At 41.9% G+C, this 18,967-nt stretch carries 14 protein-coding genes; 6 read left to right on the top strand and 8 right to left on the bottom strand.

Annotated elements, in window-relative coordinates:
• Positions 1 to 178 precede the first annotated feature (178 nt).
• The 5 genes from dnaK to L0657_RS07035 all read left to right on the top strand — a co-directional run bounded on the left by dnaK (position 179) and on the right by L0657_RS07035 (position 4,821).
• Positions 179 to 2,083, top strand: coding sequence for a molecular chaperone DnaK (gene dnaK / locus L0657_RS07055; RefSeq protein ID WP_235149712.1), 1,905 nt, complete (start codon positions 179 to 181; stop codon positions 2,081 to 2,083).
• 90 nt (positions 2,084 to 2,173) lie between these two features.
• Positions 2,174 to 2,476 carry a hypothetical protein gene (locus tag L0657_RS07050; protein ID WP_235149711.1) on the top strand — a complete coding sequence of 101 codons (303 nt, stop codon included), beginning with the start codon at positions 2,174 to 2,176 and terminating at the stop codon, positions 2,474 to 2,476.
• Positions 2,473 to 3,306 (top strand): SDR family oxidoreductase, encoded by an 834-nt coding sequence (locus tag L0657_RS07045; RefSeq protein WP_235149710.1) that lies wholly within the window; start codon positions 2,473 to 2,475, stop codon positions 3,304 to 3,306. Before L0657_RS07050 ends, L0657_RS07045 begins: the two co-directional genes overlap by 4 nt.
• Before the next feature lie 513 nt (positions 3,307 to 3,819).
• A complete protein-coding gene (locus L0657_RS07040) occupies positions 3,820 to 4,248 on the top strand; it encodes a hypothetical protein (RefSeq protein WP_235149709.1) in 429 nt (142 codons plus the stop codon).
• A gap of 183 nt (positions 4,249 to 4,431) precedes the next feature.
• A complete protein-coding gene (locus tag L0657_RS07035) occupies positions 4,432 to 4,821 on the top strand; it encodes a VanZ family protein (protein ID WP_235149708.1) in 390 nt (129 codons plus the stop codon).
• Here the strand turns inward: L0657_RS07035 and pgi are convergent.
• Positions 4,800 to 6,449: a glucose-6-phosphate isomerase gene (gene pgi / locus L0657_RS07030; protein ID WP_235149707.1), complete on the bottom strand. Its 1,650-nt coding sequence runs from the start codon at positions 6,447 to 6,449 to the stop codon at positions 4,800 to 4,802. The genes L0657_RS07035 and pgi overlap by 22 nt on opposite strands.
• A gap of 514 nt (positions 6,450 to 6,963) precedes the next feature.
• Here pgi and L0657_RS07025 point away from each other — a divergent pair.
• Positions 6,964 to 7,947, top strand: a complete 984-nt coding sequence (locus tag L0657_RS07025; RefSeq protein ID WP_235149706.1) for an alpha/beta hydrolase — start codon at positions 6,964 to 6,966, stop codon at positions 7,945 to 7,947.
• 81 nt (positions 7,948 to 8,028) lie between these two features.
• Here L0657_RS07025 and L0657_RS07020 read toward each other — a convergent pair whose 3' ends face one another.
• The 7 genes from L0657_RS07020 to L0657_RS06990 all read right to left on the bottom strand — a co-directional run bounded on the left by L0657_RS07020 (position 8,029) and on the right by L0657_RS06990 (position 18,907).
• Positions 8,029 to 9,225 (bottom strand): DUF5009 domain-containing protein, encoded by a 1,197-nt coding sequence (locus L0657_RS07020; protein WP_235149705.1) that lies wholly within the window; start codon positions 9,223 to 9,225, stop codon positions 8,029 to 8,031.
• A 388-nt stretch (positions 9,226 to 9,613) separates the two neighbouring features.
• A complete protein-coding gene (locus L0657_RS07015) occupies positions 9,614 to 11,818 on the bottom strand; it encodes an alpha-galactosidase (RefSeq protein ID WP_235149704.1) in 2,205 nt (734 codons plus the stop codon).
• Positions 11,819 to 11,952: 134 nt separating this feature from the next.
• Positions 11,953 to 12,288: a DUF6616 family protein gene (locus L0657_RS07010; protein ID WP_235149703.1), complete on the bottom strand. Its 336-nt coding sequence runs from the start codon at positions 12,286 to 12,288 to the stop codon at positions 11,953 to 11,955.
• 130 nt (positions 12,289 to 12,418) lie between these two features.
• The gene (locus L0657_RS07005; protein ID WP_235149702.1) at positions 12,419 to 13,012 is read right to left on the bottom strand and encodes an HD family hydrolase; all 594 of its coding nucleotides are present in this window, start codon (positions 13,010 to 13,012) and stop codon (positions 12,419 to 12,421) included.
• A gap of 149 nt (positions 13,013 to 13,161) precedes the next feature.
• A complete protein-coding gene (locus L0657_RS07000) occupies positions 13,162 to 14,160 on the bottom strand; it encodes a sugar phosphate isomerase/epimerase (protein ID WP_235149701.1) in 999 nt (332 codons plus the stop codon).
• A gap of 69 nt (positions 14,161 to 14,229) precedes the next feature.
• Positions 14,230 to 15,030: a hypothetical protein gene (locus L0657_RS06995; protein ID WP_235149700.1), complete on the bottom strand. Its 801-nt coding sequence runs from the start codon at positions 15,028 to 15,030 to the stop codon at positions 14,230 to 14,232.
• Between the two features lie 37 nt (positions 15,031 to 15,067).
• Positions 15,068 to 18,907 carry a PVC-type heme-binding CxxCH protein gene (locus L0657_RS06990; protein WP_235149699.1) on the bottom strand — a complete coding sequence of 1,280 codons (3,840 nt, stop codon included), beginning with the start codon at positions 18,905 to 18,907 and terminating at the stop codon, positions 15,068 to 15,070.
• Positions 18,908 to 18,967: the final 60 nt, after the last annotated feature.

Here is an 18,967-nt window from a genome sequence, read left to right as displayed (position 1 = left end):
GGAAAAGGTTCTCAAACATTAAAAACCAAGCTGTCAAAACTGACACTTTGTCACTGCATACGAGGCATTCTGTTCTCTGGTACGGGCTTTTTAAGGATTAAGGGGTACGACAGAAAATCTGAAAATTATCTTCGTCACAAATTGAGAATCAAATAATTTTAACTTATAACATATAACAATGGGAAAAATAATTGGCATAGACTTAGGAACTACGAACTCCTGTGTAGCTGTCATGGAAGGTAACGAGCCTGTCGTAATCGCAAATAGCGAAGGTGCTCGTACGACTCCTTCTGTGGTTGCGTTTATGGATAATGGCGAACGTAAAATAGGTGCGCCTGCCAAACGTCAGGCAATCACCAATCCCAAGCATACGATTAGTTCTATCAAGCGTTTCATGGGTAAAAAGTATGACGAGGTTTCCAGTGAAATGAAAACCATCGCGTACAGTGTTGAAAAAGGCCCAAACAACACGCCGCGTATTCCTATCGGAGACCGTCTATATACCCCACAAGAAGTTTCAGCATTCATTTTACAAAAAATGAAACAAACTGCTGAGGATTATTTAGGGGTAGAAGTAACAGAGGCAGTAATCACTGTTCCTGCTTATTTCAATGACGCTGAACGTCAGGCAACCAAAGAAGCAGGTCAAATTGCTGGTTTGGATGTTAAACGTATCATTAACGAACCAACTGCTGCTGCCCTGGCCTACGGTCTTGACAAGCAACATATCGATATGAAAATTGCTGTTTTCGATTTAGGTGGTGGTACGTTTGACGTATCGGTACTTGAATTGGGCGACGGAGTTTTCGAAGTAAAATCAACAGATGGTGATACCCACCTTGGCGGAGATGACTTTGACCAGGTGATCATTAACTGGCTTGCTGCTGAATTCAAAACGGACGAAGGTGTGGATCTTACAAAAGATCCTATGGCTTTGCAACGTCTGAAGGAAGCTGCTGAAAAAGCAAAAGTTGAGCTTTCAAGCTCTACACAAACGGAAATCAACCTACCATATATTTTCCCGGTAGATGGTATTCCGAAACACCTTGTTCGTTCATTGACTCGTGCCAAATTTGAACAATTGGCAGACAGCTTGTTCCAACGCATGATGGAACCTTGCAAGAGAGCGATGAAAAATGCAGGTTATTCAAACAGCGACATTAGCGAAGTAATTCTTGTAGGTGGATCAACCCGTATTCCTCGTGTTCAGGAAGAAGTTGAAAAATTCTTTGGAAGAAAACCTTCAAAAGGTGTTAACCCGGATGAAGCGGTTGCTGTTGGTGCTGCAATTCAAGGTGGTGTTTTGACAGGTGAAGTGAAAGATGTACTTCTTTTGGACGTTATTCCATTGTCACTAGGTATCGAAACTTTGGGTGGTGTTTCTACGAAACTGATCGAAGCAAACACGACTATACCGTCGAAGAAAACGGAAGTGTTCTCAACTGCTGCTGATAACCAGCCTTCTGTTGAGATCCATATCTTGCAGGGAGAGCGTCCTTTGGCGAATCAAAACCGTACATTGGGTCGTTTCCACCTTTCCGATATTCCGCCGGCACAACGTGGTACTCCTCAGATTGAGGTTACTTTCGATGTGGATGCAAATGGTATCCTTCACGTTTCTGCGAAAGATAAAGGAACTGGAAAAGAACAGAAAATTCGTATTGAAGCTTCAAGCGGATTGACGGATGCGGAAATCAACCGTATGCGTGAGGAAGCAAAAGCGAACGAAGCTTCTGATAAAGCAGAACGCGAAAAAATTGAAAAAATAAACGGAGCAGACAGTCTTATTTTCTCAACTGACAAACAGTTGAAAGAATTTGGAGACAAGTTATCTGAGCCAAATAAAACTGCTATTGAAGGTGCACTTGCTGAATTGCGTACTGCACACTCAACTCAGGATTTGACGGGCATTGATGCTGCGATGGAAAAATTAAACGCTGCATGGCAGGCCGCTTCTCAGGAGATGTACGCTCAGGGAGGTGAAGGTCAGCAAGGTGCTCCTGGAAACCCGCAAGGAAACGGAGCCAGTGAAGGTACCAATGCAGAAGATGTTACTGATGTAAACTTCGAAGAAGTTAAGTAAGGAACAACGAGTAAAAAAAATCCCCTTCTTATAGTTGGGGATTTTTTTTCAGCTCATTTTTTAAAAAGTGCGTAAATAATCTCCATCGGTATGACGTTAAGTTGGCTGAAATCCTGGCATAAGTTTTTAATACTGAAAGCAACCCATACACTGGCAAACAAAACCAATTCTACATTTATGGATAACATGATGACTTTACCTGAGTTGAAATATCTATCTCCTACCACACGTGAGAAAGCTATGGTCATCGCGCAGGATTTAATTAAAACTACCAATATTTCTCCAAAAGATGCCGTGGCGAAAGCTGTGCTGATTGCTAAAAACTGGGCAGTTAAAAGCATTAATCGTAGTGTTTGGAAAAAATTAAAGTCAATTGATCAGGAAACAATATGAGTGATTCAAATCAGAGATTTAAAGGACAAACTGTAATTGTAACTGGTTCCAGTTCAGGAATTGGGAAAGCTTGCGCCGTATATTTTGGCCAGCTCGGAGCAAACGTAGTTGTCAATTATAGTGGCAATCAGGAAGCTGCTGATAAGGTTCTGGAAGAGATCATTGATAATGGCGGTACGGGAATCGTTGTAAAGGCTGATGTGAGTAAGGAAGAGGAAGTGAAAGCAATGTTCAACCAGACGATCAGTACTTATGGAAAACTCGACATTCTTGTAAGTAATGCCGGCTTGCAGCAGGACGCATCGTTCCTGGAAATGACATTAAAAGAATGGCAAAAAGTGATTGATGTCAATTTGACTGGTCAGTTTCTTTGTACAAGAGAGGCAGCGCGCCAGTTTGTTGCTCAGGAAAAAGCTGCAACGAAGGATGGGGAAATTGATCATAGCGAACTTTCGACTGGTAAAATTATCCTGATGAGTTCTGTTCATGATATTATCCCATGGGCTGGTCATGTGAATTATGCTGCATCAAAAGGTGGCGTGATGATGTTGATGAAATCTATTTCTCAGGAACTTGCACCCCATAAAATAAGGGTTAATTCTGTAAGTCCAGGAGCGATAAAAACGACAATTAATAAGGAAGTTTGGTCAGATCCTGAGAAATATAAGGATTTGCTTAAACTGATACCATACAAAAGGATCGGTACGCCACTTGATGTTGCCAAAGCTGTTGCCTGGCTTGCCTCAGACGAGTCTGATTACGTTAATGGCGAAACGCTTTACATTGATGGTGGAATGACACTTTATCCGGAATTTGCAGACAACGGTTGATTATTAATCAACCGTTTTTTATTTTAAACTACCTATTGAATAATTTCCGGTCTTGTGATTTTTAAACGAAATATTCTGTTGCAGCCATTTGTGACGATTTGTTGCCTCTGTAAACATAATATTCCCCGTCGAAATTAATCATTGCCAAACCGTTCAGTCCTTCAAAACCTGGCAGGTTGTCACGGATGTATCCGGTGTCAACATAATCGTAAGTTCCTGGAATAGACAGGAAAACAACGTATCATTTTGCCGTTAAATCGTAAAATACCAAACCTTTCGGTTCGTGACAGTCTTTACAACTATTCACGGATAACAAATTTCTCCGTCAGTAATTGGATCTGCATTTTCTTGCCGACATCCCAATATCGCAACGGCGAGGACTGACATTAAAAACAATATTGATTTAGCCGACTCATGTTAGCGTTCAGATTGTCTTTATTAGTTATTATTTAACTTCATTACAACCATTCTCTCTACATGTGCGTCTTAGGGTTATAAGCAAAACCTTCTGCCATGAAAAACCTGATCATAGTAACATTACTCTGTGTTTCCAGCTTCGCGTGTGATTCAAAAAAAGACGAAGTAGTAGAAATTCAAGATCAAACTATTAGTGCATCTTATCGCAAGACGACTTCTGTAAACATTCCCGGACAAGCGTTAATTGTCAATGTGTTGGAATTAAATGAAAGCCGATGTCCGATTAACGTGAATTGTATTCAGGCTGGCGGAGTCGATCTTCAATTAAGTATATCAGACGGGACAAATAAAGCCAATATTCCAGTTTCATTTAAAAGTGAAAGCAAAGCATCTGGTCATCAGACATTTATGCTTGGAAACCAAAATTATTCTCTGGTTGTGCACGATGTCCTTCCCTATCCGGTAACAACACAAACACCTGACCTTGAAGAATACAAAGTGAATCTTTCTATTGAAAAGATATAGTTAAATCCTCTTTCTACGAAGTGTATAATAGAAAAAGCTGTTTAAGGTACACTTTAAACAGCTTTTTTAACTTTTACAATAATATTCAAATAAGTTCTTGAAGTAAATCCTGAACATTTAATCAGTCTTCAAATTTTTACGAAACTCGGCATAAATTTACCTCAAATTAGATCGAGCCGACTCATGCAAATTTCTATCATACTGGAACGTTTCATAAACTTCTTCGCCAAAAATTCATGGATAGCTATCGTTTGGACTTTGGTCATTCTTGCAGTGTGCACCTGGCCGGGGAAAGATATTCCTGACCCACCGTTCCCTAATTTTGACAAACTTGTCCATGGTGGCATGTTTGTCGTCTGGTCTGTTTTGTGGCTTCTATCCTATCCTGCAAAAAGTAAATTGATAATTATTTTAGGAATGTCCTATGGTTTGGGAATTGAATTTTACCAACAGATCCTGCCATTCGACCGCACATTTGACTGGTGGGATGCCGTGGCAGATTCTGTTGGTGTATTGCTGGGATTCGGTTTTAAGACACTTATCCTTGACCGTTATCTCCAGCGTTTGTATTGATTGATCAGGCCGTTTGTTGAACTATCATGGTTTGATACCGGCCAGTCGTTTTGAAGTTCCGGATAAATTTTATTTGCCAATTGCTTTCCTAACTCAACACCCCATTGGTCAAAGCTGAAAATATTCCAGATAATGCCCTGAACAAAAATCTTGTGCTCATAAATAGCCAAAAGACTTCCCAGAACTTTCGGGGTTATCTTTTTAACAAGGAATGAATTTGTTGGCTTGTTACCCTGGAAAACTTTAAATGGCGTCAAAAAGTCAATTTCTTCCTGGCTTTTCCCGGCTTTTTTCAATTCTTCACTAGCTTCTTCATAAGTCTTTCCATTCATAAGAGCCTCTGTCTGAGCGAAAAAATTAGACAGAAGCATTTTGTGATGCTCACCAATCGGGTTATGACTAACAGCCGGAGCAATAAAGTCAGCAGGAATAACCTTGGTTCCCTGGTGGATCAATTGGTAAAAAGCATGCTGCCCGTTCGTACCAGGCTCGCCCCAGATTACCGGACCAGTCTGATAATTGACAGCCTCCCCATTTCTTCCAACATATTTACCGTTACTTTCCATATCTCCCTGCTGGAAATAGGCTGCAAAACGGTGCATATATTGATCGTAAGGCAGAATGGCATGTGTTTGCGCATCGAAGAAATTGTTATACCAAACACCTAAAAGTCCAAGGATCACAGGAATATTTCTTTCCAGTTTGGTCGTACGGAAATGGTTGTCCATATCGTGCGCACCAGCCAAAAGCTGCTCAAAATTCTGGTAACCTATAAAACAAGCGATCGAAAGACCAATAGCTGACCATAAAGAATATCGGCCACCGACCCAATCCCAGAAGCCAAACATGTTTTCAGGATCTATACCAAATTTTTCAACCTCAGACTGATTGGTCGAAATCGCTACAAAATGCTTTTTAACGTGCTCTTCGTCACCAGCCTTTTCCAAAAACCAACCGCGCGCTGTTAAAGCATTCGTCATCGTTTCCTGCGTGGTAAAAGTCTTGGAGGCGATCATGAATAAAGTTGTCTCAGGATTTAGCGACTTGATCGTCTCAGCAATGTGCGTTCCGTCAACGTTAGAAACAAAATGTACATTCAAACCCTTTTTTCCATATGATTTCAGTGCTTCCGTTACCATCACCGGACCTAAATCACTTCCACCGATACCGATATTGACGATGTCGGTGATTTCTTTACCAGAATACCCTTTCCAGGATCCTGAACGAACTTTGTTTGAGAAATCCTTCATTTTTGCCAGGACTTCGTTCACGTCAGGCATTACGTCTTTACCATCCACCATAACCGGAGTATTCGACCGGTTTCTTAATGCAGTATGTAATACCGAACGTCCTTCCGTAGCGTTGATTTTTTCACCATTGAACATTTGCTCGATTGCATCAGACAAACCACATTCTTCGGCAAGTTGAACCAGATATGATCTCGTTCTCGTAGTGATTCTGTTTTTCGAATAATCCAGCACGATATCACCAAAACGGATCGAAAACTTACGATGGCGGTCCGGATCTTCCAGAAACAAATCTTTAAGGTGTTTTTGTGAAATTGTTTTATGGTGGGTTTTCAGCTTTTTATATGCTGCTGTTTGATCAAAGGGTGTCGACTGAAGCATGAGTTGAACGTTTTTATGTTTAGAGAATCAATTTATTATGAAAGCATTGTGTAAAATAATTTACTCTTAGCCTGGCACAAAAGTAGCCTTTTAAGCCGCTTTTGTTAATTTAAATTACCTAAATATTTGGCCCTTTATGTTTAATAATTTACCAGTCAATGTTTTAGCATATTAATAAATAACACATACTTTCACATTCCGGAATGCCAAAAGCGACATTAGTTCGCCTAACAATTAAGTTGCCGGATAATTATATTTATCGTAGCCAACTTATTTAGACATCATAATCTTCCATTACTTTTTCAACATACGAACGGCCTCCCCAGTTCGTAATTTCTGCAAGTAATTATTCTGAAATGAAAGAAATTGGCACATCCAAATTTGGTCATTGCCAGCTGCATCTTTGCGACTACCATGAAATGTATATCTCAAACGAGTATTTAGCTATTGTCCCCTTACCAGACCAGCGATAATTTTACAACAGTATTAATTCAAAACTAAACAAAACCAGCGAATGAGCTTAACTACTTTTCAGGCGTTAGATTATGCCGTAGATCCAAATATTTCTGTCGAAGTAAAAGCATTTTTGAAATTGCTCAATGCCGGCGGGCCGGCGCTCGAAAGCTTGGGAAAAGAGGATGCGCGTAACGTCCTGATCGGGGCGCAGGCATCTGTTAACGTAGATCTTTCAGGCATCGTAGAATCCGAAAAAACGATTACCGCTGATGGCTATACTGTGAAGTTAAATATCGTCAGGCCAGAAAATGTAGAAGGAATTCTTCCCGTATTTATTTTCATTCACGGTGGCGGCTGGATTTTGGGCGATTATCCAACACATAAGAGAATGGTCCGTGATTTGGTCGTTCTAACAGGATCTTCAGGTGTTTTTGTCAACTACACGCCCTCGCCAGAAGCACAATATCCTCAGGCAATTAATGAAATTTATGCAGCTACAAAATGGGTTTCAGAAAATGGAAATGAGATCGGCGTTGATGGAAAAAATCTTGCGGTTGTTGGGAATAGTGTCGGCGGCAATATGACCACTGTAACCAGTCTGTTGGCCAAAGAGCGCGGTGGGCCTGAAATAAAATTACAGATTATGATGTGGCCAATCGTTGATGCTGGTTTTGATACCCAGTCCTACGAACTATATGGCGAGCAGCGTTTCCTAACCAAAAATGTCATGAAATGGATGTATGATCAGTACACGACTGACTTGGAACAGAGAAAAGAAATTTACGCATCACCATTACAGGCAACTGTTGAACAGCTGAAAGGTTTACCGCCAACGCTTATTCAGGTTGCAGAAAACGATATTCTTAGAGATGAAGGTGAGGCTTACGGCCGTAAGCTTGACGAAGCCGGCGTCAAAGTGACCACCGTTCGGTATAACGGAGTGATCCACGATTTTGGATTGCTCAATGCGTTGGCAGAAATTCCAGCAACGCGTGCACTTTTCGTACAGGCCGCCGCAGAATTGAAAAAATATTTAGGTTGATAAAGGTTGAGTTTGACGACGGGTAATTCGCTGTGATGACATGGACGTTGGTCCATGTCATCCGCTTTTAAAATGTCTTTGTTAAATTTTAAGTTTAATACCTAACCTGTTGATCAAGCCTGTTAACACAACTACGATCAGTGAAAAAAGTAATGATTTAATTATTCCGACAACTCCTGTTCTCACAATCATCGGTAGACTGATGCCAACAAGGGTGATAATTGCATACCATAGATAGGGAATTAAATAGCAGGTCAAAGTCGACGTACCAGCAGGTTTTAGAATTTGCGCCCAGTTTTTCCTGCCGTTCAAATCTGTTAGCCAGTAAAAAAATGCAAAAGCCACGAAACTTATTCCTGAACATATTCCCAACCAGGCAGGCGTTGCCCGGATTTTTGAAATTCCCCAAAAAGGCCGGGTTCCAAAACCATAAGCCAGTGAGAGTATTCCAAGTGTTACTAAAATGGCAATGAAAGTAGCCGGATTCAAACGGTCCGCATACTTCCGATATATAACAGACGCCACAACTCCGCCCATAGTAAAGCCCGGCATGGACCCGCTACCCACAATCCAGACATGTTGTTTTACCTCGTCAAGAAATTTCAGAACACCCTCGAAGTCAGCCAGATTAAAGAGTACAAAAAACAGCCAGGCCATGACGATCAATACGGTACGGTCGAGGATAAAAAGATATATCGTCGCGCAGAGCAAATAAGACCAGCCGATCAGCCCGAGAATTCCATACCAATGCGGTTTCATCCAGGTAACGTCACTTCCTTCTCCTCCTTTGTAAATAACAGCAAGTCCAGCAAGCATCATATACCCAATAAATTTCAGCAAGGTGTAAAACGACTTTTTACCAGGATCTTCGGGATATACATTCCAGATTAGAAAAAACGCGATGACCATCAATATTTGCCATATATATTTACTGACCATCATTTCGCTATGCGCACTTTCGAGATTCACCGTAAAAAATCCCATTAAAAGCAAAGCAACGGTTCTTTCTCCAATATGCATCAAGATGGTCGTATCCGAGTCTCCTTTCGATTTTCGGTTGGCAATTGCAAACGGAATGGACAAGCCAACGATAAAGAGAAATGCGGGAAATATGATGTCGGAAAATCCCAATGCGTCATCAGGACCGGCGCTATGTTCGAGCCATTTTGGAACACCTTCGAGCGTCCATAAGTCGTTTACAAAAATCATCAGGAACATGGTCACTGCCCTGAAAATATCAATGGAATCAAGTCGGTTTAGGGAAATTTTTGAAGTCATTTAGTATCGTTATTTATTTTTTCAAAAAGCTGAGTGAAACAATATCCTGTCAGGCTACTTTAATCGGATCGGTTTTTCTTGTCAGTTCCAGTTTGAAAAATAATAGAAATTGTTGATGCGTTGCATCGGGGAAAGTCGCGAAACAAAGACGCTTAATCTAGAAGTGATGACGGCCATCGGGGCGTGGCCAAAAGCCTGAATGCAGCGATGCATCAGTTGTGATAAATAATATTTCATTTTAACAGGTTCAGGTAGATTTAAATCGAAACCGAATTTAACGTTATTCTGATAATAATCTGCCTGACCCTTAGTATAGCACCAAAAAATTATTATCAAATAGAATGCTCATCCAATATCGGGTCGACAACCAATAAATTAATAAACCGCATCACTCCAAAACCAGCCAGGTATATCCCTTCGCTGGCAGCGTTAGTTTTATTGAAACATCGTAGTCACGATCTACCTGATATGACTTCGCCGTATTTTCCTTTTCTCTAATTTGAATCGTTTGATGTTTGCCCGTATAGTATACCGGCAATCTGATATCGCGGACGATATTTTCGTTCAGCGGATTATAAACCATCACCAAACCTTTCTCCTTCAGTGACGGGTTGACGTGCATCATACCATCCCAATCTCTACCGTCTGCGCGCCGCAAATGGACCATGTCCGAGTTCAAAATATGCCTGTATTTCTTGTACCACTGAATTACATTCTGAACCGTCTTTTTTGTCGTTTCCGTATCATATAACCTCGGACCGCGGTAACAAGCCTGAATACCTGACCCATAATATTGCATCATCAATTGTTCATAGGGGTCCAGATGTTCTGAAAGCGGTTCAAGAATAGCATCCGGGCCTCCACCCTGATATTTGGTCAATGGAACAAATCCCCAAACCATTGAGGGTGTTTCATTCCATGAAGCATCGTAAATATTCTGTCGGTTCAGCAACATCTGCTGCTCACGGGACAACGAAAAATTTACTTCCCGATAACCTAATGCGATTTTATTTGTCCCATCCAGAAAATACCAGTCCGGTGCGTTGACATAAATTCCGTTTTCGTTACACCAGTGATAAAGACTTTTCTGCAATGCCATTTGTTTCCATTGCGAGTCGTGTAAGCCTTCATGTCCGGGATGGGTTGTAGAGGCGCAGACATCGCCGGGATATGGTCCGTCGTTTTCAAAAATATTGAACCCGGTATAAGTCATGAAAAGTTTGAGTTTTTTCAGATAAGCCAATCCCCATTTACTTCCCATGCATGGCGCGTTACCAAAAAAAGCACCGCCGGGTTTTCCGGTTTTGGGGTCAATCACGTCGTCCTCAGAACTTATTTTGCGTGAACTGAATAGAGAATAACTCCCAATAAAAATATTTTTGCTGTGTGCATAATCCGCCAGTTCTTTCCATTTTACCATATTGGCTGCCGATGTATCCTCCATATCACAATGACTCCCAAAACTCAGGATCAAAGCTTCATAACCCGTTTGGGCACATTGATCGATTGCCGTTTTTACTTCCGCATCATTCTTGCTCACAAGATGCATGAAAATCGGGTTGCTCGTCGTCCATGGCGCAATGGTTCTGTACATCTTCCGAATCGCCAGTCCATTTCGCTCGCGATCATAACTGTCCTGTAAAAGCTCGTACGTTCTGACTGATTCAAAAAGCTCTCCTTTTTTCAGGTCAACCCCAACATTAATCTTAGGGTGAACTTCAAGCAGGCAAGGTGTTTGAAAACGATAGTTGACCTGGGAAGTATAAGTCGAATCCCTTTTCCAATGCGTCGCTTGATCACTCAACTTGTAACGCATCGCATTATTAAAGGCAAAATTATTTTCAACGTAGATTCCGTTTGGTACTGCCATTTGCTCTGTGTTTCCTTCCACAGCACTTTCCTCTTCCACAACCGCCAAAATCTCATTGACAACCTGATCAAGCCTGACATTTTCGTCTCTATTATTTTGTAAAGTTACCCACTTGCTGAGCAGAGGAATTCCCTCATAAATGGAATAATGCACAGCGACATCCAGCCCTTTCAGTGCCGGCATTGAAGATTGAAAATAAAATGTGATTGATTTCCCTGCCGGATTTTTGCTATTCCCAGTCCACATGGAAGTTTTCCAGTTGAGATAAGGTTTAATATCTTCAACAGTATATTTGACATAGTGAAAAGCACTATCAGAAATCTCGAACGAATCGATCCATTCCGGTAACAGATAAGCATTTTCCTTTTGTCCATACAAGCCGCCGACAGGATAAGATTTCCCGTTTATTGTCAAACGCGCTTCCGGTTTAACTGCCCTTAAAAGTTGTTGTCCGTTGCTGAGATTTTTAAAATCAATACATGCCAGATCAGGCGTTATGCGAAAAGTCCTTTTTAAAAGTCCGTTGTATAAAACGATATCACGTCCATCTTTACTTTGGAAAACCTGCGCCTTTTCAGCGACAGGTTTAACCAGCCAATCGACAGGTTTTTTATTTTCAAATTCAGCGTTCCAGACGGGAAGTTGCTGGGCAAAAGTAGTGTTCAACAAGCTGCTAAAAAACAGCAAAATAATTTTCAAACGAATATGTAGAGTCGGGCCCATTTATATGTTTAGGAATTTTACAATAAACATAAGATTCCTAAACATAGTATCAGCGGAAAAGGCGCATTTATTTTGGGAAAGCGGATACTATCAATCTTTTTTTGACAGAAATAATGGCGGAGTCCTGTTAAAAATTAAAGATTGATAGAGTGATCAAGTACTGGGCCCGGCTCCCCGATCATTCCGGATGCATTGACCTGTTCAAAGTAATTGTACCAACCTGCATCAACAACCATCTCCTGAAAACTTTTCACCAAATCCTGAGTTGGAAATTTCCAGATTGCAAAGTACTGGAAGCCGTTAAAGTTATCAATCGTGCTATCGTTAAATGACCATGTTATAATCTCGACGCCGGCAGCCAACACATTTTCAACAGCTCCGCCGACAGCGGCTACGTAGGCAGTACGTTCAGAAGCTGGCAGGTCAAGCCAGGCTTGTTTTGGATTCCACATTTCAACGAAAATATACATAAATTTTACGTTTAAGGATGAAATCAAATTTACTCAATCTATAAGTTTAAAAATCAACTTCTTAGCAAACGGTCATCATAACTTTATAACAATGAGTTACTTACAAAAATAAACATGTAAGATACTTCAATTATTCCTTTTTTAGAGTTCCTTTATCAACACTTTCATTGATCAGGTTTTCTGCATAACGCCAGATAGATTCTGAACCATATTTTATTACACTTTTTTTGTAATATACCATCTGATAATCCACATCAAATTCTTTCCACGTCCCGCCATTGTTGGACACATTTTGCAGCAGAGGCTCCAACCGGTCCATTGATTTTGCAAACTTAGCTTCGGCGGTTTTTCCGGCTTCAAATTCTTCCCAAAGTGCAATCATTTCATCGCGCTGCGCATCCGGCAATAACCCAAAAATCCTTCTTGCAGCCAATAATTCTTCGTCTGTATTTGTATGATTTTTTACCGTATCATAAATAAAAGTATCTCCGGCATCGATTTCAACAATATCATGTATCAAAACCATTTTGACCACTTTTAAAACATCAATCGGAACATTTGCATGCTGTGATAAAATGATGGCCATCATTGCCAAATGCCAGCTGTGTTCAGCATCATTCTCATTTCGATCACTGTTAAATAATTTCGTACGACGCTGAATGTATTTTAGCTTGTCGATTTCTTTAATGAATTCGATTTGTTTGATTAAATCTTCGGTTTGCATCGGGATAAAAAAATGGAAAGATCAATTATCAGGAGAAAGTAAAGCTACTGAATTTAGAATTTCATAAAGCAAATTTTGATTGATATTAATTGAAATAAAAAATGCAGACTCCTATACCAGGAATCTGCATTTTAGTCATCAAAATTATCCTATGCCATCAAAGCCTTCCGTGCATATTCAACACATTTTGCTGTTTCTTTAACGGCATCTGAACCTGCTGGAATTTCATATTCGAGCTCAATAGTAGCGGGAAATTTATATTTATTTTTTCGCATCAATTCCAATGCTGCAATGATGGGCGTATCACCCTCACCCCAGGGTACGTTTTGTCCGCCATTCGCTTTTGACTTCCGGTCTTTTGTATGCATGCTGACAATATTTTCATGTTTGGCCTTGATCAATTCCAACGGATCAAAACCGGCAGCCACATAATGCCCCATATCGAAATTAAGTGCATTGTATTTTGACTGTTCAAGTGCTACGTCCCAGGCAGTAAAGGTCTGCTGCAAATGTCCATGATATCCAACATAAATTTTATTTTTTGCAGCAATGTCGCCTAACCGCTTTGTTTGTGCGGGATCGGTTGGAAGCTCAACCGTCGCCTGATTTGCTCCAAGTGCTTTCGCCGCCCGGAATGCATAATCGACCTCTTCATTAGTATTATTTACGCCCAAAGCCGACGGCTTAAATGCATAAATACTGACACCGGCATCATTGTACATTTTCCGAAGCTGCACAAATTTTTCCATCGGTGCTTTTGACCGCCATAATGCTATTTTTTTTGCGTACTCGGCTTGTTCGGCTTTTTTTTCGGGCGTGAGTTCCGGCCGCTGACCAGGTGTGCCGGAAGGACGCGGCGGTGCGATCGGCGCTCCCGAAAAAGTTTCAGCCGCTGGCCCCATCAGTTCGATTGCGCTGATGTTACTATCAATACAATATTGCAAAACCTGTTCGGCACTGCTTGGCATACTGCGCCAGGAATAACTGATCACGCCGATTTGCACGCCGTTAAACAGCGAATTCGGTTTGCCAAGATTTTTTATATAAGCAGGCATACCAAAACCTGATTCTGATATAAGTGCCATCCCGGCCACAGCCAGCGAAGACGCACCTAAAAATTGTCTTCTGGAAATTTCCTGATTTTTCATATGAGATAATGTTTTACAGCTGATTCAGATTATTGGATAAAGGTGAAGCGCACACGAATCTATCGTATTTCAAAAGGGATATTCAGTATTTTCAGGAAGCGGTTCTACAACGACCTTCATCCATTTTCCATTGACTTTGATAACAACAATATTTCTGTCTTTGTCGTAAAACATAGTTCCATTTCCCGCCCCTTTTAATTCTTTGAAATTGACATGTTTTGCATCGTCTCCAAAATTTTGTTCAGCATCTTTTTCCGGTTGTTTTTCCAGAATATCTTCTTTTCCAACATTACCCAAAGTCAAGGCGTTGGTCAATTTTAATGAACCATAAAAAACAGCCTTATCGCGGCCAAACAAAAATGAGTGCTGCCTGACATCCGAGCCCAGCTTGAACCAGTTGTAAGCATTTTCAGAATGATCATAGGCAGTGCTGTAATAGTATGCCTCAGCAACCGGGCGATCAAGTTCAGTATGTTTATTGACCAAAAAAGTGATCCGCGATTTATCGTCGCTGGCATACCCTTCAAAAACGTGATATCCCCAACGTTTGCGATTTTTTTCCTGCGCATTTCCCCGAACCTGAATCATATAAGGTGTGCTTAAAATGCCTTCAATCGTCGTGTACATGGGAGTGATCTTGGGATTAAACCCAAAACTGTATCCCCGTTCCTTCCATTTATCCCAGGTGCTGTCCACATCCGAGGAAAGTATGAGCCGATGCTGTTCCGAATTCCTGGAAGCCGGAATAACTTTAATATAATTGGACAAGAGACCAGGTTTGGGAGTCGTTTGAGCATTTACATTTGAAGCAGCGCTCGACGAAATTATGACGATCAGCAAATAAAATCGGAAGATGTAATTGAGCGACATGGTTTTCAAATAATTAGTGAGTAACGAAGAAGCAAGTTTATTTTGACAACTCAATCTGCTTACTTGTCCTCATATATCCAACCAATGCCGTAATTTCCTTATCCGATAAATCATCCAGCAAACCGGAAGGCATCATGGAAACGGGTGTTGTTTCCCGCGTCTGGATATCGGATTTATTGATGGCCACGGCATCCTGTCCCACAATCCGAAGCGTGATCTGCCGCTCAGTTTCCTTGGCAATATTTCCAACATAAGTCCGTCCATCCCGCGTCGTCACTACAACCATTTTATAATCGTCCTGAATTTCTCCGCTTGGATCCAGGATATTTCCAAGTAAATAATCAAGATTGGCACGGTTTGAACCGGTGAGTTCCGGCCCGATAATCCCGCCCTCGCCATACATTTTATGACACGGCGCACAGGTTCTTTTAAAAATCAACCTGCCCTGACCAACATTCGCCTGACTAATGTTCTGATCAGTTAACAGATTTTTGTATTTTTTGTAAGCATTTTCATCAAACGCCACATGGTCAATCGGCCCCCATACTTCAACAAAGCCGCTGCCGACAACCCTTCTCAACTGCCGGGCAACATAAGTCGGAATGTCCTTTTTTGAAATTATATTTTTAGAAAGTGCCTGCGTTAAAATCCATCCTGATTTAGGTCGGGACGCAAGTGTCTGAATGGCTTCGGCCTTTTCCGCAGTGTTGAACTTTGGATAACGTTCAATCAACAGCCTGGCGAGTGATTCATTGTCAAATCCAGCCATGGCGCGGATCGCGTCTATACTGATATTGTTATCATCAAGCAGTGCAGGTAATTCTTTAACCAGTTCAGGGCGTTGTCTGATCGCTAATAACTGCAAGGATTTACGGCGCTGGTCGGCTGTTGCGTTTTTATTCTTCAAAACAACAAGCGCATTTTTTGCAGCCTCGGTATCTCCGAAATGATTTGATATTTCATAGGCCAGCTGAGCGACGGGTTTTCCCTGCGATTTCAAACCGGCATAGACAGCATTCCAATTCGCAGGTGTTTTCAGATCTGTTCTTCCTTCCAGTCCGTCACGCATGCCTTCCAGCAATGAAACCTGGTTGGTCCACTTTTTGCCTACCAATGAAACCAATCGTTCAAGTACGTCCGCATCTACTGTTCTTCGTGCGATGAACTGAGTAACCATTGGAATTTTACTTTGAACGGCGAGTTCCAGCGCGCGGGAAGTGTTTTCCTGTATCAACGGTTCAATCCCATACCAGATCATCTTTGGCAAATTATGGTCATTCCCATCTTCCTGATGTGACAACAAACCCTTTGCGACATCCCACCGGTCGTCATAACCCAACCGCTGCAAAGCCGAAGCCAGATACAGCCGAACAACAGCCGATTGCTCGCTACTGGCAAGCTGAGCAAATTTTGCAACAACCTCCTTCCCTGCATTTTTCTCTTCTGTCAAAAACTGGATCGCCCAGGCTCTGACATATTCGTCCTCATCCGACAAAGCATCCACCAGCATTTTATTATCCAGACCATCAGTTACCTGCAGACTCCACATGGCACGCAGGCGCCAATCGGGGTTGGTATTTTTGAAAAAAATCGAAAACAACTTATCATAGATTTCTTGTGGTAAAGGTTTTTTTGAGGCACGTTTTTGAAGAATAATCCTAGCCCTTCTGGCATGCCATTCGCTTTTACTCAATTGCAGGTCAACTAATTCATCGTCAGAAAGTTTAGTAAGATCGGCGTATCGGTTTTCCCAATTTTTAGCCTGAGAAATTTTAGGCATAATGCGGAAAATCCGTCCGGTTTCTGAATTCAAAACATCTGATCCGCAAATATCTGCATCATGCCAATCGAGCACATAAAGCCCGCCTTCCGGTCCGACTTCCATACTAAATCCAACCCACTGCGCATTGTTTGCCATCATGAAATCGTCGCCATGTTTGCCTGAAAAACCGGAACCCTTGCGTTCCAGAACGTCTGATAGAATGCCGTGTTCATGAATATTAGCCATAAAAATTCTGCCATTTTCTGTTTCAGGAAATGCATCGGAAAGGTATACACGCGCTCCCCCATGGGCAGAACGGTGGCTATGATCGGCGATGGTTTTGATATCATTATAAACGTAGGGATTGAAATGCTGACCGCCCTGACGGTGATAAATTCCTCCCGGTACAACATGCCACAAATGCGGAATAACGCATGCAGTCATCAACAGCTGACCTTTTGCGTCATAATCTATACCCCACGGATTACTGAATCCATGTGCAACAACTTCAAATTTATCTTTGAGAGGATGGTAACGCCATACTCCGCCGTTAATATCAGTTCCTTCCTTCAAATTGTCGGTCGGAAAAGGATCTTTGTGCCTAAAAATCCTGCCTTTCCCGATTGGTTTCCCAACCTTCGATGGCGTTGCAAAACCCTGCAAACCATATAACCACCCATCCGGCCCCCAGTGAAAACTGTTCAGCGTTTCATGTCGGTCCCGGATTCCCCAGCCTGTCAGCCGAACTTCAATGGCATCCATATCAGCCTTGTCATCTCCGTTTTTATCGGGGACAAAAAGCAAATTTGGTGGAGCCCCGACGAACACACCGTCAAAACCTACCGCGATCGCAGACGGGAACGCAATTCCTTCCATGAAAACAGTTCGTTTGTCAGCCATTCCGTCATGATCAGTATCTTCAAGAATCAGTATTCTGCTGTCACCTGCATTGGAAAATCCTTTTCCTCTTGATTCATAATCTTTATTTTCAGCGATCCACATACGCCCCCGGTCATCCCAGCAAAAAGCCATCGGTTGCGTCATCATCGGCTCGGACGCCCACGCGTTCACCTGAAAACCATCTTTGATTGTCATTGCGGCAACTGCTTCCTGTGCACTTAAAAATTTTGCTTCTCTTCCCTCCTTTTGAGCAATTGCCCACAACGCGGCAGTGTTGTAGGTACCGTTGTTGCCAATAAATTCGCCAAAGGTTTTGGTAAGTTCAACATCATTCAGCACACCGGTGTAGATAACCAGTTCATGTTTGATCACTTCGGTTTCTCCTTTTTTAATATGCCAATCAGCTTTTTTTGCCCTCGCAGGACCTGCGCCCAGCTGACCATCTACCCGCCAGGTTTGCGGATAACCTTTATTTTCGGGATGATCAAGAATGGCAATATGTGCCAGATCATTTCTGCCTTCAACCTGCATGGCAATATCAACCCACATCGCAGGCTGTCCTTCTGCTTTTTCATTTCGCTGGCGGGCGGCGTTGATCACCTCGCCTTTTATTCCTTCTTTCCAGGGCATTCTTACAAACAATCCGCCATAATCATACTTTCCGATTGTCACATCTGTTTTTGCCTCACCACTCCATTCCAGATCAAGCAGATATTTTCCGTCTTTTTGCCGCATCGACCAGTTTTGCGTTTCCGTCAGAACGGCGGTCCCAGTCGAATCCAGTAAATCGTAAACCGTCCTCCATTTTACTTCCAAACCCTTCGCTTCCACAACCGTCGCTGAGACCCGCCGCCAATAAGCTCCATCAGGGTGATGGAAATAATCACGACCGTTGACGCGGGTATATCCCCAATAAATACCTGTTTGATGTTTGTGATGACCAGGACTATATTCGGTCAGAACACCTTTTCCATCCGGTGCTATGATTGGGTGGAGATACGGCCGGAAGTCTGCTTTTGTATTTTGAACCAGGATAGGTTTTACCTCAGTACCCCTGAAAATACTGATCGTTTCCTTTGATGCATTCTGAACAATTGTTAGTACAGGATCCTTTGAGACGGACGAATCCGTAGATTTTTTTGGTTCAGCGAAAGGGTACCAGAAATTTATAATTACAAAAAATAAAAAGAGGGGAACTGACCTTAATGTGTTCATACCAGAATACCAATGTTTTGACTGTTATCGAGATCACTACATTTGGTATAAGGATTGAAG

This window comes from Dyadobacter sp. CY345 (assembly GCF_021502725.1).
Taxonomy (GTDB): Bacteria; Bacteroidota; Bacteroidia; order Cytophagales; family Spirosomataceae; genus Dyadobacter.
This window is presented reverse-complemented; position numbering and strand designations above follow the sequence as displayed.